Raw genomic sequence first — 23,730 nt, forward strand, 5'->3', positions numbered from 1 at the left:
CTGTGGGCAAATATAGCAACAAACGTTATTTTCAGCAATCAAAAGCCCATATTCTTTCATGTATTTATTTCAAGTCTGATGCGGCAATAGCCAATCATTTACAAGATAAGGTACACTATTGGGGTTACCACTATATGGCGCATCATGAATACTGAAACTACCCCCCAAGTTGAATACGTGACTATCGACGAAGATCATTTTGAACAACGAATCGATAATTTTTTGCTAACTAAATTAAAAGGTGTTCCTAAAAGCATGATCTATCGGATTGTGCGCAAAGGGGAAGTGCGGGTAAATAAAAAACGCATCAAGCCTGAATACAAATTACAAATTGGTGACATCGTAAGGGTACCGCCTGTTCGTGTTGCCGAAAAAGACAATCGTAAGGCACCATCTCCTAATTTATCCAGAGTGTCACAGCTTGAAGATCGTATTATCCATGAAGATAATCATCTTATTGTGTTAAACAAGCCTGCTGGTATTGCTGTACACGGTGGCAGCGGTGTTGATTATGGTGTGATTGAAGGATTACGTTCACTGCGACCACAGCAAAAATTTTTAGAGTTAGTACATCGATTAGATAAAGATACTTCCGGTGTACTGCTTGTGGCTAAGAAGCGTAGTGCGCTAAAGCATTTACATGAGCAATTACGCAGCAAAACCATGCAAAAAGATTATTTAGCCTTGGTGCGTGGTGAATGGCAGGCAAGTGATAAAGTGGTTAAAGCACCGCTATTAAAAATTACCTTAAAGTCGGGCGAGCGAATCGTGCGGGTTAATAAAGAGGGTAAAGAATCTGAAACTCGCTATAAGATCATGCAACGTTATCAAGGCTGTACTTTAGTGAAGGCGAGTCCTGTTACAGGGCGAACCCATCAAATACGAGTACATTGTCAGTATGCTGGCCATGCAATTGCTTGCGATGATAAATACAGCGAACAGCAATTTGACGATAGCATGCGTGCTTTAGGGTTAGACCGTTTATTTTTACATGCGGCTGAACTTAAATTCACTCATCCAGAAAATGATGAAATCATGCAAGTTAAAGCGCCTCTAGACCCTGTGTTATTGAGTACTCTTGATAAATTGAAAAGAGTATAACACCCACAGACCTGTGCAAATGAAGTAGGGCATGATATTGAACATTAAAGATAAAGCTTATGAACTGGTCATTTTCGATTGGGATGGCACCCTAATGGATACCGTAGGTAAAATAGTGTCTTGTATGCAACATGTAGCACAAGAATTAATTTTACCTATACCCACTGAGCAACAAATTAGAGATGTCATCGGTTTATCTTTACCTAAAATCATGCCGATTTTATTTGCTGGTCATCAAAACCATCAACAGATTATTGATTGCTATCGACGTCATCATGTTGCCAATGAGCAACCTACACCTCTTTTTGAGGGTGTAGAGTCGCTCATTAGTAATCTACATGCGGCTGGTTATCAATTAGCTGTTGCGACCGGTAAAGGACGAGATGGCCTAGATAAGGTATTAGCATTAACAGGCTTAGGGCAGTATTTTCATGCCACACGTTGTGCAGATGACGCTAAAAGTAAACCGCACCCTGAGATGCTGCATTCATTATTGAGTCATTTTAATGTCGCTGCCGACAGAGCTATTATGATTGGAGATTCCATTCATGATTTAACGATGGCCAATAATGCTGGTATGGCGAGTATTGGTGTGAGTTATGGTGCGCATAATGAAGTTAGATTGAAAACGTTAAACCCACATGCGATTGTCGACCAGCCTCTGGCGATACATGACTACCTTTAATATTTCTGGATGATGCTTTGCCAGAGACGTAATACAGCGTCGAATCATAAGTGTTCGACGCTGTAACACATAAGCCTTTATATGCTGCTTAGTTTATCTCGGTGTTAAACCTCTTATCGTCCCCATATCAAGCGCAAACGTTATTACCTTAACGAATGCACCCTTATTAGATTTGGTATCAATATTAATTGATTGAGCATTCTGGTGCTTGGCTGAGAATATCGACACCGTGCTGTGAGAGTAAATCAATAAGTTTAATTAATGGTAGTCCAATTAAGCTATTTGGATCGTCACCTTCTAAACGGTTAAATAAGGCAATTCCTAATCCTTCGCATTTAAAACTCCCTGCGCAATATAGTGGCTGCTCAGCATCTACGTAATAGCGAATTTGCGCAGTAGATAAGTGTTTAAAATGAACCGTAAACGGTTCGACACAAGATATCATTTGCTGATTGGCATTATTGAATACAGCAAGACCAGTATAAAAAGTAATAGATTGACCAGATGCCGAGCTTAATTGAGCTATCGCATTGTCTACAGTATAAGGTTTACCGATAATCTGACCGTTAATCAACGCGACTTGGTCTGAACCAATTATTATTTGCGGTACCGATGTTTCATCAATTAAATTCGCTCCAGCTAATGCTTTTTGCTCTGCTAAGCGTTTAACCAATGCTAACGCTGTCTCATCTTTTATTGGCGTCTCATCAATATCTGGATTAACACAAGTAAAAGGCAGCATTAATTTTTGCAATAGCTGCTGGCGAAAAGGTGAGGTTGAAGCAAGTACAAGATTGAATTTCATTGGTTTTGTTTCATTATTGAGTGGCTAATAACAGAATATTAGTCAGTTTACTGTATTCATCTATGCAAATGGATCATTTTTCTCGAGTAATGCTTGTGTGATGGGGTTTGGTTCGGTAAAATTTGCCAACTTTCAAATTCAATGCCGGATTTAAAGAGTACCTAAAGTTCCTAGTTAGGTGAGATTACCGTATTTTACGGAAATTTTCTTTGACTCCAGCGTTTTCAAACTATAATATGCGCGCCTTATGCAAACAGTAAAGATACCGGTTTCAATTGATCCTATACGCGCTGCTTCAAGTGGCCTTCGATACGAAGGTATCATTTTAGGTAAGCAACTAAAGCGATTAAGCGAGTTATGTGCCGGCGACTGTTCCGACGTAGTTGTGTCGTTGGAATGTGGCGTCGATTTACAGGGGATAGTCTACCTTCGCGGGAAGGCTGTGACGGAGCTCACTCTGCTATGTCAACGTTGCATGACACAATTTACTACCGAGGTTACGGTCGACTTTTGTTTTAGTCCTTGTAAGACTGAGGCAGAAATCGATGAGCTCCCGGATGCGTATGATCCAATTGAGTGTAATGAGATTGGTGAAGTACGTCTGCATCAATTGATTGAAGATGAATTGATAGTCGCTATGCCTATCATCCCGATGCACGATGATAATAGTTGTAAGTCTGGATCGAAAGATATAGTTGTAGGCGAGATCGAACCCGCTCATGAGGAGCGTCCAAATCCGTTTGCAGTGTTAGAAAAACTGAAGAGCAAGTAATCGTAGGAGACAGGTCCAATGGCTGTACAACAGAATAAAAAGTCACGTTCAAAGCGCGGCATGCGTCGTTCACATGATTCATTGAGCACTGCTCAATTATCAGTAGACGCTACTAGCGGTGAATTACATCTACGTCACAACGTGACTGCTGATGGTTTTTACCGCGGTAAAAAGGTTATCAACAAGTAATTTGTTGATTATCTGATGACAAATCTGACGCTTGCGTTAGATGCGATGGGGGGCGATCACGGTCCCCACGTGACAGTGCCTGCAGCGATGCAGGCACTGAAATTTCATACCTCTTTAAATATTATTTTGGTTGGCGATAAAACCGAAATAGAAAAATACCTCCCCCAAGCTCATTCAGCTGATTTATCCAGAATTGAAATAATCCACACCACTGAAGTCGTGACAATGTGCGATAGGCCCATTCATGCTTTGCGTTCACGTAAAAACAGTTCTATGAGAATTGCGCTTGAACTTGTGCGTGACGGAAAAGCGGAAGCCTGCGTTAGCGCTGGTAATACTGGTGCGTTGATGGCAATGGCTAAGGTGTTATTAAAAACATTGCCGGGTATTGATAGACCCGCTCTTGTTTCTTGCTTACCGGCAATGACGGGCAAGCCAGTTTATCTGCTGGATTTAGGGGCCAATGTATCTTGTGATTCTGAGACCTTATTCCAGTTTGCCATTATGGGATCCGTCTTATGTGAAGCCGTCCATAAGAAATCTCGCCCGAAAGTAGCTTTGCTTAATGTGGGTATTGAAGCCATTAAGGGGAACGATCAGGTTCAACAGGCCGGACAAATTTTACAGCACACCGAACAAGTTAATTATATTGGCTTTGTCGAAGGTGATGAGATTTACACTGGTAATGTGGATGTGATTGTTTGTGATGGCTTTGTCGGTAATATCACCTTAAAGACTTCTGAAGGCATTGCAAAACTGTTAGTACATCAATTAAAACGCGGCTTAAATGACGGTTTTTTTGTTCGTTTACTCTCCAAACTCATCGCTCCACGCATACAAGCTGTTCTTAGTAAGATGAACCCCGACCACTATAACGGTGCAAGTCTGATAGGATTGCGCGGAATAGTAGTAAAGAGTCATGGTAACGCGGATGAAGCTGCATTTTTACAAGCATTAAATTTAGCAGCAACAGAAGCAAAACGTCGTCTTCCTGAAATGATTAAAGATCGTTTGGAGTCGATTCTTTTAGACATCAATAGCTGATCTCATATATGCACACAAAAATTCTCGGAACAGGTAGCTATCTACCTGTGCAAGTTCGTAGCAATCAAGATCTCGAAAAAATGGTTGAAACCAGTGACCAATGGATTGTTGACCGAACCGGTATTTCTGAGCGGCGCATTGCTGCATCAGACGAATCGGTTTCAACAATGGGTTATCAAGCGGCACTAAAAGCGCTTGAAATGGCAGGAATCGAAGCTAGCGATCTCGATATGATTGTTTGTGGAACCACCAGTGCATCAAACGCATTTCCTGCAGCTGCATGCGAAATTCAGGCCCTTTTAGGCGTCAAAAATATTCCTGCCTTTGATATTGCTGCCGCGTGTTCTGGATTTATCTATGCTTTATCGGTCGCAGATCAATTTGTAAAAACAGGTTCTGCTAAAAAAGTACTGGTTATAGGTTCTGACGTATTGTCACGGATGTGCGATCCTGCTGATCGCTCTACCGTCATTTTATTTGGCGATGGCGCCGGCGCAGCGATTATTGGCGTTAGTGATACACCTGGTATTATTGCTACGCATATCTATGCAGATGGCAGCCAAGGGGATTTATTAAAATGTTCTTTTCCTCCTCGAGCTAACGAAAGTTCTGAAGCTGTTGGCTTTATGACCATGAAAGGCAACGATGTTTTTAAAGTTGCAGTTACCCAGCTGTCTAATGTGGTCACTGAAACCTTGCGTCTTAATAATGTCGATAAATCAGAAATTGACTGGCTAGTGCCGCATCAAGCTAATTTCCGCATTATTAATGCTACGGCTAAAAAGTTGCACATGAGTCTAGATAAAGTCGTGCTGACTCTAGCTAGACACGGTAATACTTCTGCCGCATCGGTGCCTATCGCATTAGATGAAGCGGTGCGTGATGGTCGAATTCAGCGTGGACATTTATTACTACTCGAAGCATTTGGCGGTGGTTTTGCTTGGGGCAGTGCTTTAGTTCGTTTTTAATTTTCAAATTAATTTTATACAGGTAAGCGTTTATGGAAAATGTTGCTTTTGTATTTCCTGGCCAAGGTTCACAGGCCGTAGGAATGTTAGCTGAATTAGCTCAATCTAACGATGTTATCGGCAAAACCTTTGCCGAAGCGAGTGACGCGTTAGGTTATGATTTATGGGATCTTGTTGCCAATGGCCCAGCTGAAACCTTAAATGAAACAGATAAAACCCAACCAGCATTGCTCACTGCAAGCGTGGCTATTTGGCGTGCATATCAAGCATCTAACAAGACTATGCCTTCTTTATTAGCAGGCCACAGCCTTGGTGAATATTCTGCTTTAGTATGCGCCGGTGTGATTGAATTTACCGATGCCGTTAAATTAGTTGAGCTACGCGGGAAATTAATGCAACAAGCTGTACCAGCAGGTTCTGGTGCCATGTTTGCCATTATTGGTCTTGATGATGATGCTATTGCTAAAGCATGTGCAGAGTCTGCTGAAGGTAGCGTGGTAAGCCCTGTTAACTACAACAGCCCTGGGCAAGTCGTGATAGCCGGTGAGAAAGCGGCTGTTGAACGCGCAGCAGCAGCATGTAAAGCTGCTGGGGCCAAAATGACAGTAGCATTGCCTGTGAGTGTGCCATCACATTGTGCACTAATGAAGCCAGCCGCTGATGAACTCGCTAAAGCCTTAATTGAAGTGACATTCTCAGAGCCTACCATTAATGTTGTTAACAATGTTGATGTGGCCATGCCGACGGATTCACAGGCAATTAAAGATGCATTAGTGCGTCAGTTATATTGCCCAGTGCGTTGGAGTGAGTCTGTTGAATTTATGGCGACACAAGGTGTTACAAAATTAATAGAGTGTGGACCGGGTAAAGTATTAACCGGTTTAACAAAAAGAATTAATAAATCGATATCCGCTCAAGCGGTCAATGATGCTGCTTCATTTGCTGCATTAGTCGAATAAAGGAGTTGATATGAGCTTTAGCATTAATTTAGACGGTAAAGTTGCCCTAGTAACAGGTGCTAGTCGTGGTATTGGGCGTGCGATTGCTGAATCATTAGTACAAGCTGGTGCGATGGTTATCGGTACTGCAACCAGTGAAAAAGGTGCTGCGGCGATTCAAGCATACTTAGGTGACAAAGGCTTTGGGATGGTGTTAAATGTCACTGATTCTCAATCTGTTGCTGATTTATATAGCCAGATCAAAGAAAAAGCAGGTGAAGTTGATATTCTTATCAACAATGCGGGTATTACCCGTGACAATTTATTAATGCGGATGAAAGATGATGAGTGGCAAGATATTATTGACACGAATTTGACATCCCTATTTAAATTGTCTAAACCAGTAATGCGATCTATGATGAAAAAACGTTTCGGACGTATTATCAGTATCGGTTCTGTAGTAGGTACAATGGGTAATGCTGGCCAAGTAAATTACTCGGCAGCTAAAGCTGGTTTGATCGGATTTACAAAATCTCTTGCAAGAGAGGTTGCATCTCGTCAAATAACAGTGAATGCTATTGCACCTGGATTTATCCAGACAGACATGACAGATGAGCTGACAGTTGAGCAGCAACAAGCTATTATGTCGCAAGTTCCGATGGAACGATTAGGGCAAGCACAAGAAATTGCCAATGCAGTATTGTTTTTGGCCTCGGATTCAGCCGCTTATATCACAGGCGAAACATTGCATGTGAATGGCGGTATGTACATGGTTTAAGGGCGATAGGTAGGCAACTACCTTCATTTGAGTCAGTGTTAGAGACAATTCAATGTTAATTTTTGTGGTTAGACCACAAAATCTAAGCTTGCATTGTTATCTAATTCGAATAAACTACTCGCAATCTTACGCAAGTGCGTAATTTGAATAGGAAAGAAAACTAATGAGCAACATCGAAGAACGTGTAAAGAAAATCATCATCGAACAACTTGGCGTTAAAGAAGAAGACGTTAAATCAGCTGCTTCTTTTGTAGACGATTTAGGCGCTGATTCTCTAGACACTGTTGAATTGGTTATGGCTCTAGAAGAAGAGTTTGATACCGAGATCCCTGACGAAGAAGCTGAAAAGATCACTACTGTTCAAGCAGCGATCGATTACGTTTCTAAGAATCAGTAATCAAGAATTCACAAAAACAGGCGGCATTTATGCCGCCTGTTTTTGTTTAAAGCATTTGTAAACGCTCGTTCCATTTTATTGCATTAGAACATCCCTCCTTATACTTCTTTAGCTAAATCGCAATAATGGCATCGTGGCAGATTTTATTTAAAGGTGAATATCATGTCTAAACGTCGTGTCGTCATCACAGGTCTTGGCCTAGTGACTCCTGTGGGTAATGATGTCGAGTCTACTTGGAATGCCTTATTGGCAGGTAAGAGTGGTATTGCTCCAATCACTAAGTTTGATGCTAGTGAATTTGGTACTCGTTTCAGTGGCTCTGTGAAAGATTTTGATGTCGAACAATACCTAACCAAAAAAGATGCTCGTAAAATGGATTTATTTATCCAATACGGCATGGCTGCAGGCATTCAAGCAGTAAAAGATTCAGGCTTAGATATGAGCCAAGAAAACCCAGCTCGTATAGGTACCGCTATTGGTGCTGGTATGGGGGGTATGTGGTTAATTGAACAAGGCCATTCTGCATTATTAAATGGTGGACCACGTAAAGTGTCACCATTTTTTGTGCCAAGCACTATTATCAATATGATTGCCGGACACTTGTCGATTATGTATGGCATGACAGGTCCTAACTTTGCCGTGACTACAGCCTGCACTACAGGTGTTCACAATATTGGTTTTGCTGCACGTACCATTGCTTATGGTGATGCTGATGTGATGGTGGCCGGTGGCGCAGAAGATGTGACTAGCCCATTAGGCGTAGCAGGTTTTAGTGCCGCTAAAGCATTATCTACTCGTAATGACGATCCAACAGCAGCAAGCCGTCCTTGGGACAAAGACCGTGATGGTTTTGTTATTGGCGATGGCGCGGGTGTGATTGTGATGGAAGAGTACGAGCGCGCTAAAGCGCGTGGTGCAAAAATTTACGGTGAGTTAGTCGGTTTTGGCATGAGTGGTGATGCATTCCACATGACATCACCACCAAGTGATGGTGCAGGCGCTGCGGCTGCAATGGTCAATGCCATTAATGATGCACAGATCCAAAAAGAACAAGTGGGTTACATTAATGCTCATGGCACTTCAACCAATGCAGGCGATAAAGCTGAAGCTGCCGCGGTTAAATCGGTATTTGGACCACATGCTTATGATGTATTGGTGAGTTCGACTAAATCCATGACCGGACATTTATTAGGTGCAGCAGGCGCTGTTGAAGCCATTATTACTTTGCTTGCACTGCGTGACCAACACGTACCGCCAACAATCAACTTAGATAATCCAGATGAAGGATGCGATTTAGATTTTGTTGCCCACACTTCACGTCGACATCAGTTTGACTATGCCTTATGTAATTCATTTGGCTTTGGTGGCACAAACGGTTCGTTACTGTTTAAGAAAATTTAATCGAGTTAATGCCAATAAGGGAAGATGAAAATCTTCCCTTTTTTATTTGTTTTTTTGTCACATTAGTATTTATCAATTCCCGTTAAATGATGATTTAGCGTAGACTGATAAGTAATGAAACTTATTTAATAGGATCTATTATGGCCGGTAAAGATAGACAACTTACATTACGTTTTCTGGCAGAACCTGCAGATGTCAATTTTGGCGGTAAGGTTCACGGCGGTGCAGTAATGAAATGGATCGATTTAGCCGCTTATGCAGCAGCAGCAGGCTGGAGCGGTAAATATTGTATTACTGTTTATGCTGGCGGCATTCGATTTGTTAAGCCTATCCATGTGGGTAATATTGTCGAAGTGACTGGCAAAGTTATTTATACCGGTACAACGTCTATGCACATTGCCATTGATGTAAAAGCAGGCGATCCTAAAGAATCTGAACGTCATCTGACAACCCACTGTATTGTTATTATGGTAGCAGTAGACGATGAAGGACATCCTACATCGGTTCCAGAGTGGATACCAGCCACCGCTGATGATGTTCGCTTACGTGATAGTGCATTGAGATTGATGGATATGCGTAAACGTATCGGTGCCGAAATGGAAGCTCACGTTAAACCTTCAGTTGAATAAATAAGGGGAAATCATGGCCAAGGTAGCATTTATTGGTTTAGGCGTTATGGGGTTCCCGATGGCGGGACATTTGGTTAAACAGGGTCATGACGTTACTGTTTATAACCGTACCGGGGCTAAAGCGACTCAGTGGGTTGAACAATATGGTGGTAAGAAGGCTGATACACCAAAAGATGCCGCCCAAGGCCAAGACATCGTTTTTACCTGTGTGGGTAATGATGATGACTTACGTCAAGTAGTATTAGGTGAACATGGGATTGTGCATGGTATGCATGCTGGTGCTATTTTAGTTGACCATACAACCGCTTCAGCAGATGTTGCACGTGAAATTGCCGCGTACATTGAGCCACTTAACATCGCATTCTTAGACGCGCCAGTTTCAGGTGGTCAAGCCGGTGCCGAAAATGGTGCGTTAACGGTGATGATGGGTGGTGACCAAGCTCATTTTGATACTGTTAAACCCGTCATATCGGCATACAGCCGCTGCGCTGAATTGTTAGGGCCAGTTGGGGCGGGGCAGTTGACTAAAATGGTTAACCAAATTTGTATTGCTGGTGTAGTGCAAGGCCTCGCAGAGGGACTTCATTTTGCTAAAAGTGCTGGTTTAGATGGCTTAAAAGTGATTGAAGTGATCAGCAAAGGCGCGGCACAAAGCTGGCAGATGGAAAATCGCTATAAAACGATGTGGCAAGGTCAATATGATTTTGGTTTTGCTATCGATTGGATGCGTAAAGATTTGGGTATTGCATTAGATGAAGCCCGTCGTAATGGTAGCCATTTACCGGTAGCCGCATTAGTTGATCAATTTTATTCTGAAGTTCAAGCAATGAAAGGTAATCGCTGGGATACTTCTAGTTTACTTGCTCGCTTAGAAAAGTCTCGCAGTTAATATAAACACTAAGTTGTTATATGTGTAAATGTAGCCCCAATATCGATTGGGGCTTTTTTATTGGCTATAAGCCAATACATTAGCCTTTGCTGTATTAGCTTGTTTCTGCTCTTAAGATGATTTATTGACTAAAAACCATCGAGTTACATGATATAGCGCACATCTTCATCTAATTATCGCTGCTATTATTACTTAATCTAAATTAATTTTGCTTAAAGTGGATTGATTAACTACGTTTATATTGTCAGTTAATTTGAGATTGTTTATAAATCTTTGATAAACGGTTTATAAACAAAGTTGTTGAATAACCCTTAAGCAAAGTGTCGTGTTGCAGTGTGATGATCCGCGTCAGATAAAAGAATGCGGACACACACTAAATTGGAGGAATGAATAGTGAGCAATAAACTACTAAGTGCATTGTTTGCGGCTGGTTTCGCGGTAATGATGATGTCTTCTGCATCATTTGCTGCTGATGAGACCCTCGCAGAGTTTCACGTTGAAATGGGTGGCTGTGAAAACTGTCACGCTGATGGTGAACCATCAAAAGATGGCGCTTATGAATTTGAACAATGTCAAAGTTGTCATGGTTCACTAGCTGAAATGGATGATAACCATAAGCCACATGATGGGTTACTTATGTGTGCTGATTGTCATGCGCCACATGAAGCAAAAGTAGGCGAAAAGCCAACATGTGATACATGCCACGATGATGGCCGTACTGCAAAATAAGTTATCTTAGATAGCTTGAAAATACCGACATAATGTCGGTATTTTTGTTTTTATTCCTCAAGAGTATACATCTCACTTTTATTTTTATACCTCTTTATAGGTATTTAAAGTCTTTTGATTTCAATTAGATGCGCTACATAACAGCGCAGTCAATGCACTTTTGTTGCGCAAATGTTGTAATGCTTTATTTATCTAAATATCCATTTCTATTATAAATCAGTGAGTTAATTTTCTGGCACAGCTTTCGCAGTACCTTACCCATGAGATAGTCAAAGTGAAAGGGTAGATGTATGTCAGTGGTCCAATCAAGTTGTGCTTATTGTGGTGTCGGATGCGGTGTTAGCGTGTCTTCAAATAAACCGAATTGGACCGATGTCGATGCTGCAGATTTAATACTAGTCGGTGACAACAAGCATCCAGCTAATTACGGTCATTTATGTGCCAAAGGTGAACGCTTACTCGACAGTTTAGCCCAACCCAATGTACTGCGTTACCCTAAACTTCGTTCTGGTATGCCACTTGATTGGGACAAGGCGAGCACCTTAATTGCTGATACCTTTGCGAAAACCATTGCAGAACATGGTCCAGATTCAGTCGCACTGTATCTTTCTGGCCAATTACTCACTGAAGATTATTATGTTGCCAACAAGTTTGCTAAAGGCTTTTTAAAAACGGCTAACGTCGATACTAACTCACGCTTATGTATGTCGTCAGCGGTGAGCGCAATGCAGCGTGCCTTTGGTGAAGATGTAGTTCCTGGATGTTACGACGATCTAGAGCAAGCTGATGTGATAGTGCTTGTAGGGGCCAATACCGCTTGGACTCATCCCGTTCTTTTTCAAAGAATTTTAGCCGCAATAAAAGCCAATAATGCTCAGTTAGTGGTAATCGACCCGTTATCAACAGCCACAGCAAAACAAGCAGACTTACATTTAGCCATTAAACCGGGCGCTGATTTAACATTATTTCATGGCTTACTCGGTTACCTAGCAGATCAAAATCGTGTCGACCACGCGTATATTGCCGCACATACAGAAGGCTTTGATACTGTGGTTTTGCAGGCGCAACAATTAAGTGCCAATTTAGCCGATCTTGCCACGCAAGTCGGTGTTTCAGTCACTCAGCTGACGCAATTCTATCAACTTGTAGCCAACAATAAAAAAGTACTTACGGCATCTTGTCAGGGGGTTAATCAGTCAACCATTGGCACCGATGCAACCAATGCGATGATTAACTGCCACCTCGCGTTAGGGCACATTGGTCAAGCTGGTTGTGGTTTTTTTTCGTTAACAGGGCAGCCTAATGCCATGGGCGGTCGTGAGGTTGGTGGGTTGGCCACTCAGTTAGCATGCCATATGGGTTTTTCACAACCGGAGCAGCAGTTATTAGCTGATTTTTGGAAAGTTGATAGTATTGCGGATCAAAAAGGATTGGTTGCAGTTGAGATGTTTGATGCCCTTGCCGAAGGTAAAATCAAAGCGATTTGGATTATGGGTACCAATCCTGTGGTGTCTTTACCCAACAGTGAAAAAATAGCACAAGCATTAGCCGATTGTCCTTTTGTGGTGGTGTCTGAAATCAGTCCTGATTCTGATACCGCCAAACTTGCTGATGTATTACTCCCAGCTCAAGGCTGGTCAGAAAAGTGCGGTACCGTCACTAATAGTGAGCGCACTATTACGCGTCAACGTGGCTTTATCACTGCCAAAGGGCAAGCTAAACCAGATTGGTGGGCCGTTAGCCAAGTAGCTAAGAAAATGGGCTTTGATGGTTTTGAGTTTGATGACAATGCCAGCATATTTAGCGAGTTTGCAGCCTTATCGGCGAAGGTTAAACAGGTTTTTCCAACTAAGGTGTTTGATCTCACTGGGCTAACAGAGTTATCCAAAGCGCAATATGATGCACTAGCACCGACGCAATGGCCTATTGCTTCGGCAACTCAAATTGGTCAACAAAACGTGCGTGTTTTCGGCCTAGGTGAATTTGCTACCGCGACGGGTAAAGCGCAGTTTGTTACGCCTGCGGTTGTTAGTGTTCCGCAACAATCATTACCGAGTAACACCTTGTTATTAAACACTGGCCGAAGCCGAGATCAGTGGCATACCATGACTCGCACCGGACATATTGCTAGCTTACGAGCCAGTATTCCTGAGCCTGTCGTTCACCTGCATTCATCACAACTCAGTGCATTGTCGTTAACAGAAGGTGGCTTGGTCCGCATTGAAGCTATTCAAAATCAAATTGAACAATACTCCACAGAGACCGCTAACCCCGACCTTTTTACCCACGCCTCATTCACGATGGCTCGCGCTGTTGTCGATGATGACATACCGACAAATATGGCTTTGATGTCAATGCATTGGTCTGCACAGTTTTCGCTGACAAAAGGCGTGAATCAAGCATTAGATGCACGTGTCGACCCAATATCAAAACAACCTGGGTTTAAGTGTCAACCCGTGACATTAACCCCTGTTGAACTTGCGCTGCAAGGGGTGGTTTTTGGTCAACACTACTCTTCTGCTCACGGGCTATGTTGGCAAGTTGCACAAACGCTAGAGAACGGAGTGTGTCATCACATCGGTTTTACTGATACCGACGACGGCTTTGCGTATCAAGCGACTGTGCATTCACTTAAGTGGACTTTAACGGTAGTTGGCCAGCCTTTATATATCCAATGTAATATGGATAAAGGATTACTTAAGGCATTAAAAGTATTGTCTCATACTCAAGTGAATGTGGCCCTATATCAGATGAATGATTTTATTGGTAAGCCTGTCGATAAACAGTTAATTAAACAGCTACATCAGCAAATAAAAGCCGGAAATAGTCCGTTAATCTGCGCTTGTACAGGGGTAACCGAAGCGAACATTAACGACGAAATCAATCAACAATTTAACGACCAAGTGATGAGTGACGGTTTAGCGAATATCAGTTTTGAGCAGGCGTTAGATAGCACCCAGTTATTACTCGGTTGCGGCCGTCAATGTGGCAGTTGTCATAGTGAAGTTAAGCAGTGTGCCAAGCAGAGTTGGAAAGATGCCTTATCTTATTGCGAATCTTATTCCGACATTGACCATCAACCATCAGTAGCAGAGGACGTAGCCTAATGAAAACAGTAGAAGCAATGATAAAAGGTCATCAATCTATAAATGCTTTAGGGCATGCCGCAAATGAATTACACGCGGGTGATGTGGCTATTGTTGGTGCGGGTTGTGGTCAATTAGAGTTAATGACACTTAAGGCCGCTAGAATAGTGGCACAAGCTGAAGCGTTGGTGTTTGACAGCCTGGTGAGTCGTGACATTTTGACGTTAGTAACCCCGAGTTGTCAGCGTCACTTTGTGGGTAAACGCTGTGGTCAGCCGAGTAAAAAGCAAGACGATATTAATGAATTATTACTGACATTGGCGCAGCAAGGATTAAAAGTGGTGCGCTTAAAGGGCGGCGATCCGCATATTTTTGGTAGAGGTTCAGAAGAAGCGCTTTACCTTGCACAAAATGGTATCCGTTCGCAATTTATTCCAGGTGTTACCGCAGCGTTAGGTTGTGCATCAAGTACCGGCATTCCATTAACGTATCGTGGTATGGCCCGTAGTGTCACGCTGATCACCGGCACCAAAATGACCGATGCCGATAATGCCAATGCTCCAACTCAGTGGCAAGCATTGTTAGCGGCGCAATCTACGTTAGTGTTTTATATGGGTAAAGAACAAGCTGCAAGCATTTCAATTGGGTTACTCGATACTCAATGTGGCGCTAATCTGCCGGTAGCATTTGTTACCAATGGTGGAAGACCGAATCAAATTGTTACTTATGCCACAGTCGCTTCTATGGCCGATGCCGCGTTAACCATTAAAGACTCTGGGCCGACGTTAATCATCATTGGTGACGTGGTGTCTGTTGGTCAACAGCTGAATGCTTTGCTTGCCGATATTGATGTAGCTGCAACACAACCCCCATTAGAATATGGGTACGAGGCTTTATATGCCTAAAATGGGTGAGTTAACGCTGACATCCGTGGATGAGTTTGACTTTCGTTTGTTGATAAAAGCATTAGGTAAGGGCGAAAAAGGCTCTCGTGCATTAACGTTTGACGAGGCATGTTTGCTGCTTGAAGGTTTTGCTAAAGGAAAAGCAACGCGCGCACAAATGGCTAGTGCCATGATGCTCATGCGCGTGCGCGGTGAAACGACTGAAGAAATATCAGGCATGGTGGCCGGTTTACGTCGCACTGTAGACAAAGATTGGCATTCGCTTGAGGTCGATATCGACTGGCCTGTGTATGCGGGCAAGCGCGAGCAGTTACCTTGGCTTTTACTCGTCGCTAAGTTATTAGCAAAACAGGGTGTTCGAGTGATGTTACACGGTGACAGCCAAGCTCTACCTCATCGCCGCCATGTTGAATCATGTTTAGCGTCGCTTAATATTGCGTGTTGTACTACACCGCAAATGGCCAAAGCGGCGTTGCATTCAGATAACATTGTTTACGTATGCGCCGGTGATTTAGCCCCAGTGTTAGATGAGTGTCGTCAATTACATCAAGAATTAGGTCTACGCAGTTTGATTCAAACCGCAGCGCGTTGCATGAACCCAACTAATGCACCAATAAGCCTCCGCAGTTATTTTCACCCTGGGTTAGATACGGTACACCAAGGAATATGCGAAATTTTATTTGAGAAAAGCGAATATCACGCCGGCAGTGTGGCTATTTTTAAAGGTTTACAAGGTGAAACCGAGTGTAATCCAAGAGTGGCTACCACGATAACTGTCGTCAACGGACAGACAGATAATATAGCGGTATCGAGCTTATCTATCCCTACGTTATTAGAAGGCTTTTCTGGTGCAAAAGTGGGCCAAGCTGAATTGTCTAGCGATATTCTTGCGCTTCTATGGCGCGAACAAGAACCTTTTTCTGCAGATGCGCTGACAACATTAATGTCACGCACCATGATTGAGCAAGCGCTTAGCAGTATGACGGCAACGTTGGCTGCAGTATTGTTATTACTGAGCCGTAAATCAGCTATGACGGAACCCAATACAACTGCAATTATTACAACAGAACAAGCAGTTAATTTAAGCCAACAATGTTGGACAAACCGTTTTAATAGTACAGATTGTCCACTAAAACAATGGCGGAACAGGGAGTTGTTATGCGCAGTTTAATATTTTGTGACTCGAGTTTCTCGGCCGTTCCAGTAGTCGATTGTGAAGTTGTACAGTATCAGGCTTGTTTGGCTGCGTTTGGACATGTCACTGTGCTGACTTCTGTAAGCCAAGTTGAGCAACGATTACACCAACAAACATTTGATACCTTGCTGATATTAACCGACACATTGCACGCTCAAATCCAAGCACTAATCCAACGTACATTAACAAGCAAGCCTATGGTAATAGTTGTCAATGCCAAAACATGGCAGCAGACAGCATTAACCGAGTTACTTGATTGTGGTCGCATTACTTTTATTCCCGAAATATTAAGCGTTAACCGCTTAACCAGTGTTATTAGTTTGGCTCAAGCACGTTTTGATGCAGCCAGTAAAACGCTAGCCGAATTTAAGAGGTTGGATGATGAAATTCGCAGTATAAAATTGCTTAGCCAAGCAAAATTAATTGTTATGGCGCAAGGATTTGATGAAACCAAAGCACATCAGATTATTCAACAACAAGCGATGCAAAAAGGGTTGTCTTTGGCACAAATGTCGGCACAAATTATTGCAGTGGCTAGTCCACAAAAAAGTCAGGTGTCACCAGTCACTATAGCAATGAGCAAGGATGGTGCGCCTCATGTTGGTGCGGTTATCCCTAAAGTGGACATGTTATCGTCATAATGTAAAGGTTGTTGAGTTTTAATTTAATATGAATCAGATAGTTATAGTTTTTTATTTGTTGGCATAGAGTCTGCAACATCACAGTATGATACTGAATGTCGCTAATGGTTTTAATCCATTTAGATTCAAACAGTAAAATTTAAAAAATCGGGATTGTAACTGGCAATGGCGCCAACTCTTTAAGCGGAGTTGGCGCCATTTTGCGTTTTACGGTCCAAGGTATGAAGGAGTTGGATATGGCAGTCTCAAAACCCAAGTTAGTGGTCGTTGGTAATGGCATGGTTGGTCATCATTTTATTGAGCAATTGTGTAGTTTAGGACTCAATAAAACGTTTGACGTACACGTGTTTGGCGAAGAGCCGCGTCCAGCTTATGACCGAGTGCAGCTGTCAAAATATTTTGAGACCGGTAGCGCGGATCCATTGATGTTAACCAGTGCGCAAGATTATCAAGATTGGGGCATTACGCTTCACTTGAATACACCTATTACGGCAATTGATATTGCCGCCAAAACGGTGACCAGCGCGCAAGGTGACCATTATTCTTATACCCGTTTAGTACTTGCAACGGGATCATTTCCGTTTGTACCACCGATACAGGGTAACGATCGCGCTCAGTGCTTGGTGTATCGCACCATTGAAGATCTTGAGGCGATTCAAGCCGCAGCCCAAAACAGCCAAGTTGGGGTGGTGGTTGGTGGAGGACTATTAGGCTTAGAAGCCGCCAATGCCATGATGCAGCTTGGGGTAAAAACTCACGTTGTAGAGTTTGCGCCTCAACTGATGCCCGTTCAGCTAAATGATAAAGCCGGTGAATTACTGTGCAGTAAAATCGAACAGCTCGGCGTGAGTGTACATACTTCAAAAGCCACCACTGCGATTATTGACGGTGAAACGGCAATGCATCGAATGACCTTTAATGATGAGTCTTATCTTGAAACTGACATGATTGTGTTTTCTGCCGGTATTCGTCCACAAGATTCATTAGCACGTATTTCCAATATCAGTATTGGTGAACGTGGCGGCATTGAAATTGATGATTACTGCTTAACCTCAGCGCCAGATGTTTACGCCATTGGTGAGTGTGCGTTATGGCAACAAAAAATATTTGGTTTAGTGGCTCCGGGTTACCAAATGGCCCGTGTTGTGGCTTCGCACATTGCCTCTTTAACCTCTAATAGCGTGTCGCAGTCATTCACTGGTGCAGACATGAGCACCAAGCTTAAATTACTGGGTGTTGATGTGGTTGCTATTGGTGCTAGCCGAGGTTTTGATAACGCCCAGTTTGTTGAGTTATCTGATAACCATGCGGGTATTTATAAAAAATTATGGTTAGACGAAACTGGTAAATTTTTGAAAGGGGCGGTGTTAATTGGTGATAACAGCGATTACAGTCGCTTGCTCGATAGCTATTTGTCTCAAGACGAGATCGAAGGTTCTGCGGTTGAGTTATTGCTAGCAGGTGCTGAAAACGAAGCCGATTTAAAAGACACTTCTATTGTGTGTTCTTGTCATCAAGTGACCAAGGGCGACATTGTTGAAGCCGTGACCGCCGGCAATCATAAAATGGCTGAAATCAAATCATGTACTCGTGCAGCATCGGGTTGTGGTGGTTGTGCACCGTTAGTTCAAAAAATTATTGATCAAACCTTACAAGCTGCAGGGCTCGACTTTAATGCTGGGATTTGTGCCCATTTTGATCATGACCGACAAGCCTTGTATCACTTATGCCAAGTCGAAGGCATAAATGATTTTAATACCTTAATCACTCTGCATGGCAAACCTTCAGCCAGTGGCCACGCATATGGCTGTGATATTTGCAAACCTGCAGCCGCGTCCATATTTGCCAGCCTACAAAATCATTATGTGCTGGATCAAAATTTGGGTCATGTGCAATTGCAAGACACCAATGATGCTTACTTAGGCAACATCCAAAAAGATGGCACTTACTCTATTGTGCCGCGAGTCGCTGGTGGTGAAATCACCCCAACTAAACTTATCGCCATGGGCCAAATTGCTCAAGAATATGACCTCTATACCAAGATAACGGGTGGCCAACGCATTGATATGTTTGGTGCAACCTTATCGCAGCTACCCGAAATTTGGAAAAAACTCATTGATGCCGGTTTTGAAACGGGTCATGCCTACGGTAAGTCACTGCGCACGGTAAAATCCTGTGTTGGCAGTACTTGGTGCCGTTACGGTGTACAAGATGCAGTTGGTTTCGCGATTGATTTAGAGAACCGCTACAAAGGCTTACGCAGTCCACATAAATTAAAATTTGCGGTGTCGGGCTGTACTCGTGAATGTGCTGAAGCACAAAGTAAAGACATCGGCATTATCGCAACCGACAAAGGTTGGAACTTATATGTGGCTGGCAATGGCGGCATGCGTCCACGCCACGGTGATTTATTTGCCACCGACTTATCAACTCAAGACCTCTATAAATACATCGATCGCATTTTGATGTTTTATGTCAAAACCGCAGACAAATTGCAGCGTACCTCGACCTGGATGGATTCATTAGAAGGTGGTCTAGCATATTTAAAATCAGTCGTTATTGACGATGCGTTGGGGATTAACTCGATCTTAGAGCAGCAGATGGACCATATTGCCGCCACATACCAATGTGAGTGGAAAACCAGCCTTGAACAACCGGCCTTTCTGGCGCGCTTTAATGAGTTTGTTAATCCAAGTGATGCGCCAGAAGCTGATACCAGTGCTTACCAGCGAATTCGTGAGCAACGTTTTCCGAGTATTAAAGACGCAGGGGCAGGAACAATAGCGATTAAAGATATTACAGACGATGCAGCACAACTCGCAGTGGAGGAATTAGCATGAATTGGATAAATGTGTGTAATGAAGCAAGCATGCCAAAAGGCACAGGAATAGCTGCTTGGGTAGCAGGGCGGGCCGTTGCCATTTTTAATTTAGGGGATGACGGTTTATTTGCCCTTGATAACGTTGACCCTGCCAGTGGTGTGAGTTTGCTGGCAAGGGGACTTATTTGTGAAATCGATGGAGAGCTTTGTGTCGCTTCACCGCTTTATAAACAACATTACCGTTTAGATAACGGACGTTGTATTGAACATGCTGATTTAGTGGTTAAACCATTCGACATTAAAACTGAGCAAGGCAATGTGTTTGTCTTGGCTCAGTCATAAAGGAGCCGTTATGAGTGCTGACAAATTTAATCTGTTTTCTTTTCGCGGCAAGATGAAAATCATGCATTTAAGTTGGATGGCATTTTTTATCACTTTTGTGGTGTGGTTTAACGCTGCCCCATTAGTGAGTGTTATTGCTGACAGTTTAGGGCTGACTACAGCTCAAATTAAAACACTGCTGATCCTCAACGTAGCTCTAACGATCCCTGCGCGGATTATCATTGGTATGGTGACCGACAAATATGGTCCAAGGATTACTTATTCTGCCTTACTAGGGATCTGTTCAATTCCTTGCTTTATGTTCGCGGTAGCCGACACCTTTGAGCAGTTAGCGTTAGCCCGATTTCTGATTGGTTTTATTGGTGCTGGTTTTGTGGTTGGTATCCGTATGGTGAGTGAATGGTTTCCGGCTAAAGAGTTAGGTACAGCTGAAGGCATATATGGCGGATGGGGTAACTTTGGTTCAGCTGCAGCAGCCTTTACTTTACCGGCCGTTGCACTTGCTTTTGGTGGCCCTGACGGATGGCGCTATGCGATTGGTATTACCGGTTTAATGAGTTTGTTGTTTGCGTTTGTGTATTACTTCAATGTGACTGATACCCCAAAAGGTTCGACTTACTTTAAACCTAAAAAGGGTGGCGGCTTAGAAGTCACCAGCAAAAGTGACTATGTGTTACTGATCGTTATGAAGGTACCTATGTATGCCACGTTAGCGTTGTTAGGTTGGAAACTGTCTCCTGCTGGTGTGAGTATGTTTACTCAAGATGCAACTTACCTTATCTATCTTGGGTTGGTGGTGGTGTTTTTGTTCGATTTTTACCAAACGTACCAAGTGAACAAGCACTTGTTTTCAATGGAAGTGCCTGAGTTTGAACGCTATCAGTTTAAGCAAGTTGCTGTTTTGAATGTGTTGTATTTCACTACCTTTGGCTCTGAGCTTGCCGTGGTATCTATGTTGCCACTCTTTTTTGCCGAAACGTTCGAGCTTGGCATGGCACAAGCCGGTATGTTGGCATCAAGCTATGCCTTTATGAACTTAATGTCTCGTCCTGGCGGTGGCTGGTTAAGTGATAAATTTGGTCGTAAAACGACCTTGTTAATATTAACTGCAGGGTTAGCTATTGGTTATTTATCGGTGGCACAAATTGACTCGTCATGGTCATTGCCTTTGGCTGTAGCAGTCGTTATGGCATGCTCATTCTTTGTTCAAGGTGGCGAAGGTGCTGTGTTTGCTGCAGTGCCGCTGATCAAGCGTCGTTTAACAGGGCAAATTGCTGGTATGACAGGGGCTTATGGTAATGTCGGCGCAGTGTTTTTCTTAACCGTATATTCCATCGTGTCTACTCAAATCTTCTTTTATGTGATTGCAGTAAGTGCCGTATTTGGTTTTATTACTCTGTTCTTTATGAATGAACCCAAAGGGCATATTGCTGAAGTCAATGAACATGGCGAAGTTACGTTAATCAGCGTAAGTTAAACTGAAGGCTCAAACCTTGTTTGAGCTTTAGCAATAAAACGTATGTAGGGATCGATATGGCATCTGAGGTTGTAGCGTTAGTTAACCCAAATACCGAAGCGGCATTGCCCTTCGCTACAACCTTGCAACTGGTTGTCGGTCAAGCAACAGAAAAAGGCCGTAAATCACAAAATGAAGATGCCATCGGTATTCGTATTCCATCTGGCTTAGCACTGATAACCAAAGGTGTCGTAAGTGTTATCAGCGATGGCGTCAGTACAGCTGAAGGCGGTGCGCATGCTTCAGCCATTAGTGTGAGTAACTTTCTTGCGGATTACTATTCCACCCCTGAAAGCTGGGGTGTGCAAACATCGAGTTCCAAAGTATTAACGGCTTTGAATCGTTGGTTGTACGGATTAGGACAAGATTATCGTGATGCAAGGCGTGGCTTTGTATGTACTTTTAGTGCACTGGTATTTAAGTCTTGTTCTGTACACATGTTGCACGTGGGGGATTCGCGAATTTATCGCTTTAGGCACGGAGAATTACTGCAATTAACCCACGACCACAGCACGAATATCAATTCATCAAACCAATACCTCACTCGCGCATTAGGGATGGACGTTAACTTAGATGTTGATTACAAAACCTTATCGGTAGAAGTCGATGATGTGTATTTAATGACTACCGATGGCGTACATGACGTACTCACTGAATTTGAAATACACCAAAAACTGACGGTTCTTTGTCAGCAACATTCAACGCTTAGTGATGATTTGTGTGAGCAATTTTGCTTAATGTTAAACAAAAAGGCGTTTGATTTAGGCAGTAAAGATAACCTCAGTTCGCAGTTATTAAGTGTTAGCCAGTTGCCGAAACAAGCTATCGATGATGTTTACCAAAGCTTGTCGAGTCAACCGTTTCCACCACCATTGAGCGTTGGAATGAAGTTAGACGGTTATCAGGTAACCCATACACTTCATCAATCACAACGCAGCCAGGTTTATCGAGTCGTCAATGACCAAGGCGAAGCTTTTTGTATGAAAACCCCTTCAGTTAATTACATTGATGATGCCGCTTACATAGAACGTTTTATGTTAGAAAGCTGGATAGGACAACGTATCAACAGTACTCATGTGGTTAAGGTTGTCGAACTGCAAAAAATAAAGTCTGCTTTGTACTATGTTACTGAATTTTTATCGGGAATAAGCCTAGGTGAATGGTTAACCCAACATAAAAAAGCCCCAGTAGAAGAGGTTTTATTACTGCTAAAACAAATTGAATTAGGGATCAGAGCCTTTCATCGGCGTGAAACGCTGCATCAAGATTTGAAACCGGATAATATTTTTATCACCCGAGAAGGGGTAGTTAAAATCATCGATTTTGGTTCTTGTTATATTAAAGGCGTAGCAGAAATTAGTAGTCCGTTAACTCGAGATCGTATTTTGGGTACAGCCGATTACACCGCTCCTGAAGTTATCTTGGGTTATCAAGCCGATGGCCGTGCCGATTTGTTTTCGCTTGCTGTGATTGCTTTTGAGATGTTGGCAGGACAATTGCCCTTTAAAGGCAAACTTGAGAAATGTCGAACGCGGCAGGATTATCAACGTTTAGACTACATTAGTGTGCACCAATTAAACCCAATGGTGCCAGAGTGGATGGATAACGCATTAAAAAAAGCCCTTAATATTGATCCTAATCTACGCCAAGCAGACACCTGTGAGCTTATTCATCAATTAACTACCGCCAAAGCTAATCAAACAGTAAAAGATTTTGTTCCTCTTATCGCCCGTAACCCTGTGCGTTTTTGGCAAGTGATTTCAATCGCGTTGTTCTTATGTTTAGTGGCTTCTTTATTGAATAATTGATTATGAAAGTGTTTTTTAAACATAAAGCTTAAAAATAAGTAATAAGTTAATGTGTGTAAGTAAATTAACTTGTTAAAAGTTACTTATTTTT

22 protein-coding genes are annotated in these 23,730 nt (G+C 42.7%); 21 read left to right on the plus strand and 1 reads right to left on the minus strand.

Translation table 11 applies throughout. The features are described 5' to 3' along the window. Nucleotides 1-144: 144 nt before the first annotated feature. Both rluC and SFRI_RS07675 read left to right on the plus strand, forming a co-directional pair. Nucleotides 145-1,101, plus strand: a complete 957-nt coding sequence (gene rluC / locus SFRI_RS07670; RefSeq protein ID WP_011636963.1) for a 23S rRNA pseudouridine(955/2504/2580) synthase RluC — start codon at nt 145-147, stop codon at nt 1,099-1,101. Between the two features lie 31 nt (nt 1,102-1,132). After that, a complete protein-coding gene (locus SFRI_RS07675; RefSeq protein WP_011636964.1) occupies nt 1,133-1,786 on the plus strand; it encodes an HAD family hydrolase in 654 nt (217 codons plus the stop codon). A gap of 184 nt (nt 1,787-1,970) precedes the next feature. On the opposite strand, the gene SFRI_RS07680 is transcribed toward SFRI_RS07675, so the two are convergent. Continuing rightward, on the minus strand, nt 1,971-2,591 hold the full coding sequence (locus SFRI_RS07680) for a Maf family protein (RefSeq protein ID WP_011636965.1): 621 nt from the start codon (nt 2,589-2,591) through the stop codon (nt 1,971-1,973). A gap of 247 nt (nt 2,592-2,838) precedes the next feature. Between SFRI_RS07680 and yceD the strand changes: the two genes are divergently transcribed. From yceD to SFRI_RS07775, 19 genes are all read left to right on the plus strand, one after another. Continuing rightward, a complete protein-coding gene (gene yceD / locus SFRI_RS07685; protein WP_011636966.1) occupies nt 2,839-3,363 on the plus strand; it encodes a 23S rRNA accumulation protein YceD in 525 nt (174 codons plus the stop codon). Between the two features lie 18 nt (nt 3,364-3,381). Next, on the plus strand, nt 3,382-3,552 hold the full coding sequence (gene rpmF / locus SFRI_RS07690; protein WP_011636967.1) for a 50S ribosomal protein L32: 171 nt from the start codon (nt 3,382-3,384) through the stop codon (nt 3,550-3,552). A gap of 15 nt (nt 3,553-3,567) precedes the next feature. Then, nucleotides 3,568-4,596, plus strand: a complete 1,029-nt coding sequence (gene plsX / locus SFRI_RS07695; RefSeq protein WP_011636968.1) for a phosphate acyltransferase PlsX — start codon at nt 3,568-3,570, stop codon at nt 4,594-4,596. Between the two features lie 8 nt (nt 4,597-4,604). Further along, nucleotides 4,605-5,564, plus strand: a complete 960-nt coding sequence (locus tag SFRI_RS07700; RefSeq protein ID WP_011636969.1) for a beta-ketoacyl-ACP synthase III — start codon at nt 4,605-4,607, stop codon at nt 5,562-5,564. Between the two features lie 32 nt (nt 5,565-5,596). Beyond that, nucleotides 5,597-6,523 carry an ACP S-malonyltransferase gene (fabD, locus tag SFRI_RS07705; protein WP_011636970.1) on the plus strand — a complete coding sequence of 309 codons (927 nt, stop codon included), beginning with the start codon at nt 5,597-5,599 and terminating at the stop codon, nt 6,521-6,523. A gap of 10 nt (nt 6,524-6,533) precedes the next feature. Next, entirely contained in the window at nt 6,534-7,280 is a 747-nt protein-coding gene (fabG, locus tag SFRI_RS07710) for a 3-oxoacyl-ACP reductase FabG (RefSeq protein WP_011636971.1), read from the plus strand. 163 nt (nt 7,281-7,443) lie between these two features. Beyond that, on the plus strand, nt 7,444-7,677 hold the full coding sequence (gene acpP / locus SFRI_RS07715; RefSeq protein ID WP_011496723.1) for an acyl carrier protein: 234 nt from the start codon (nt 7,444-7,446) through the stop codon (nt 7,675-7,677). Between the two features lie 162 nt (nt 7,678-7,839). Then, nucleotides 7,840-9,078: a beta-ketoacyl-ACP synthase II gene (fabF, locus tag SFRI_RS07720; RefSeq protein WP_011636972.1), complete on the plus strand. Its 1,239-nt coding sequence runs from the start codon at nt 7,840-7,842 to the stop codon at nt 9,076-9,078. Nucleotides 9,079-9,218: 140 nt separating this feature from the next. Next, nucleotides 9,219-9,707: an acyl-CoA thioesterase gene (locus tag SFRI_RS07725; RefSeq protein ID WP_011636973.1), complete on the plus strand. Its 489-nt coding sequence runs from the start codon at nt 9,219-9,221 to the stop codon at nt 9,705-9,707. 13 nt (nt 9,708-9,720) lie between these two features. Continuing rightward, the gene (locus SFRI_RS07730; RefSeq protein WP_011636974.1) at nt 9,721-10,596 is read left to right on the plus strand and encodes an NAD(P)-dependent oxidoreductase; all 876 of its coding nucleotides are present in this window, start codon (nt 9,721-9,723) and stop codon (nt 10,594-10,596) included. Nucleotides 10,597-10,989: 393 nt separating this feature from the next. Beyond that, nucleotides 10,990-11,325 (plus strand): tetraheme c-type cytochrome CctA, encoded by a 336-nt coding sequence (gene cctA / locus SFRI_RS07735; protein WP_011636975.1) that lies wholly within the window; start codon nt 10,990-10,992, stop codon nt 11,323-11,325. 290 nt (nt 11,326-11,615) lie between these two features. Further along, complete coding sequence (locus SFRI_RS07740) at nt 11,616-14,432, plus strand: nitrate reductase (RefSeq protein WP_011636976.1); 2,817 nt, start codon at nt 11,616-11,618, stop codon at nt 14,430-14,432. After that, complete coding sequence (gene cobA, locus SFRI_RS07745; RefSeq protein WP_011636977.1) at nt 14,432-15,316, plus strand: uroporphyrinogen-III C-methyltransferase; 885 nt, start codon at nt 14,432-14,434, stop codon at nt 15,314-15,316. Before SFRI_RS07740 ends, cobA begins: the two co-directional genes overlap by 1 nt. Then, a complete protein-coding gene (locus SFRI_RS07750; protein WP_011636978.1) occupies nt 15,309-16,487 on the plus strand; it encodes a glycosyl transferase family protein in 1,179 nt (392 codons plus the stop codon). Before cobA ends, SFRI_RS07750 begins: the two co-directional genes overlap by 8 nt. Then, nucleotides 16,475-17,152, plus strand: a complete 678-nt coding sequence (locus SFRI_RS07755) for an ANTAR domain-containing response regulator (protein ID WP_011636979.1) — start codon at nt 16,475-16,477, stop codon at nt 17,150-17,152. The genes SFRI_RS07750 and SFRI_RS07755 overlap by 13 nt, the downstream gene beginning before the upstream one ends. Nucleotides 17,153-17,388: 236 nt before the next feature. Then, nucleotides 17,389-19,992 (plus strand): nitrite reductase large subunit NirB, encoded by a 2,604-nt coding sequence (nirB, locus tag SFRI_RS07760; protein ID WP_011636980.1) that lies wholly within the window; start codon nt 17,389-17,391, stop codon nt 19,990-19,992. Then, nucleotides 19,989-20,315, plus strand: coding sequence for a nitrite reductase small subunit NirD (gene nirD / locus SFRI_RS07765; protein WP_011636981.1), 327 nt, complete (start codon nt 19,989-19,991; stop codon nt 20,313-20,315). The genes nirB and nirD overlap by 4 nt, the downstream gene beginning before the upstream one ends. A gap of 10 nt (nt 20,316-20,325) precedes the next feature. After that, nucleotides 20,326-21,792 carry a NarK family nitrate/nitrite MFS transporter gene (locus SFRI_RS07770; RefSeq protein WP_011636982.1) on the plus strand — a complete coding sequence of 489 codons (1,467 nt, stop codon included), beginning with the start codon at nt 20,326-20,328 and terminating at the stop codon, nt 21,790-21,792. 56 nt (nt 21,793-21,848) lie between these two features. Then, nucleotides 21,849-23,639: a bifunctional protein-serine/threonine kinase/phosphatase gene (locus tag SFRI_RS07775; protein WP_011636983.1), complete on the plus strand. Its 1,791-nt coding sequence runs from the start codon at nt 21,849-21,851 to the stop codon at nt 23,637-23,639. The last annotated feature ends 91 nt before the right edge of the window (nt 23,640-23,730 follow it).

The sequence above is a fragment of the Shewanella frigidimarina NCIMB 400 genome, from assembly GCF_000014705.1.
GTDB classification, from domain to species: Bacteria; Pseudomonadota; Gammaproteobacteria; order Enterobacterales; family Shewanellaceae; genus Shewanella; species Shewanella frigidimarina.

What these genes read in the sequence shown, in the direction of transcription:
- SFRI_RS07770 (WP_011636982.1), top strand. Translation starts at nt 20,326, where the DNA reads ATGAGTGCTGACAAATTTAATCTGTTTTCTTTTCGCGGCAAGATGAAA.
- acpP (WP_011496723.1), top strand. Translation starts at nt 7,444, where the DNA reads ATGAGCAACATCGAAGAACGTGTAAAGAAAATCATCATCGAACAACTT.
- SFRI_RS07675 (WP_011636964.1), top strand. Translation starts at nt 1,133, where the DNA reads ATGATATTGAACATTAAAGATAAAGCTTATGAACTGGTCATTTTCGAT.
- SFRI_RS07700 (WP_011636969.1), top strand. Translation starts at nt 4,605, where the DNA reads ATGCACACAAAAATTCTCGGAACAGGTAGCTATCTACCTGTGCAAGTT.
- SFRI_RS07755 (WP_011636979.1), top strand. Translation starts at nt 16,475, where the DNA reads ATGCGCAGTTTAATATTTTGTGACTCGAGTTTCTCGGCCGTTCCAGTA.
- rpmF (WP_011636967.1), top strand. Translation starts at nt 3,382, where the DNA reads ATGGCTGTACAACAGAATAAAAAGTCACGTTCAAAGCGCGGCATGCGT.
- fabG (WP_011636971.1), top strand. Translation starts at nt 6,534, where the DNA reads ATGAGCTTTAGCATTAATTTAGACGGTAAAGTTGCCCTAGTAACAGGT.
- nirB (WP_011636980.1), top strand. Translation starts at nt 17,389, where the DNA reads ATGGCAGTCTCAAAACCCAAGTTAGTGGTCGTTGGTAATGGCATGGTT.
- fabF (WP_011636972.1), top strand. Translation starts at nt 7,840, where the DNA reads ATGTCTAAACGTCGTGTCGTCATCACAGGTCTTGGCCTAGTGACTCCT.
- plsX (WP_011636968.1), top strand. Translation starts at nt 3,568, where the DNA reads ATGACAAATCTGACGCTTGCGTTAGATGCGATGGGGGGCGATCACGGT.
- nirD (WP_011636981.1), top strand. Translation starts at nt 19,989, where the DNA reads ATGAATTGGATAAATGTGTGTAATGAAGCAAGCATGCCAAAAGGCACA.
- rluC (WP_011636963.1), top strand. Translation starts at nt 145, where the DNA reads ATGAATACTGAAACTACCCCCCAAGTTGAATACGTGACTATCGACGAA.
- yceD (WP_011636966.1), top strand. Translation starts at nt 2,839, where the DNA reads ATGCAAACAGTAAAGATACCGGTTTCAATTGATCCTATACGCGCTGCT.
- SFRI_RS07750 (WP_011636978.1), top strand. Translation starts at nt 15,309, where the DNA reads ATGCCTAAAATGGGTGAGTTAACGCTGACATCCGTGGATGAGTTTGAC.
- SFRI_RS07775 (WP_011636983.1), top strand. Translation starts at nt 21,849, where the DNA reads ATGGCATCTGAGGTTGTAGCGTTAGTTAACCCAAATACCGAAGCGGCA.
- SFRI_RS07740 (WP_011636976.1), top strand. Translation starts at nt 11,616, where the DNA reads ATGTCAGTGGTCCAATCAAGTTGTGCTTATTGTGGTGTCGGATGCGGT.
- SFRI_RS07730 (WP_011636974.1), top strand. Translation starts at nt 9,721, where the DNA reads ATGGCCAAGGTAGCATTTATTGGTTTAGGCGTTATGGGGTTCCCGATG.
- SFRI_RS07680 (WP_011636965.1), bottom strand. Translation starts at nt 2,591, where the DNA reads ATGAAATTCAATCTTGTACTTGCTTCAACCTCACCTTTTCGCCAGCAG.
- cobA (WP_011636977.1), top strand. Translation starts at nt 14,432, where the DNA reads ATGAAAACAGTAGAAGCAATGATAAAAGGTCATCAATCTATAAATGCT.
- fabD (WP_011636970.1), top strand. Translation starts at nt 5,597, where the DNA reads ATGGAAAATGTTGCTTTTGTATTTCCTGGCCAAGGTTCACAGGCCGTA.
- SFRI_RS07725 (WP_011636973.1), top strand. Translation starts at nt 9,219, where the DNA reads ATGGCCGGTAAAGATAGACAACTTACATTACGTTTTCTGGCAGAACCT.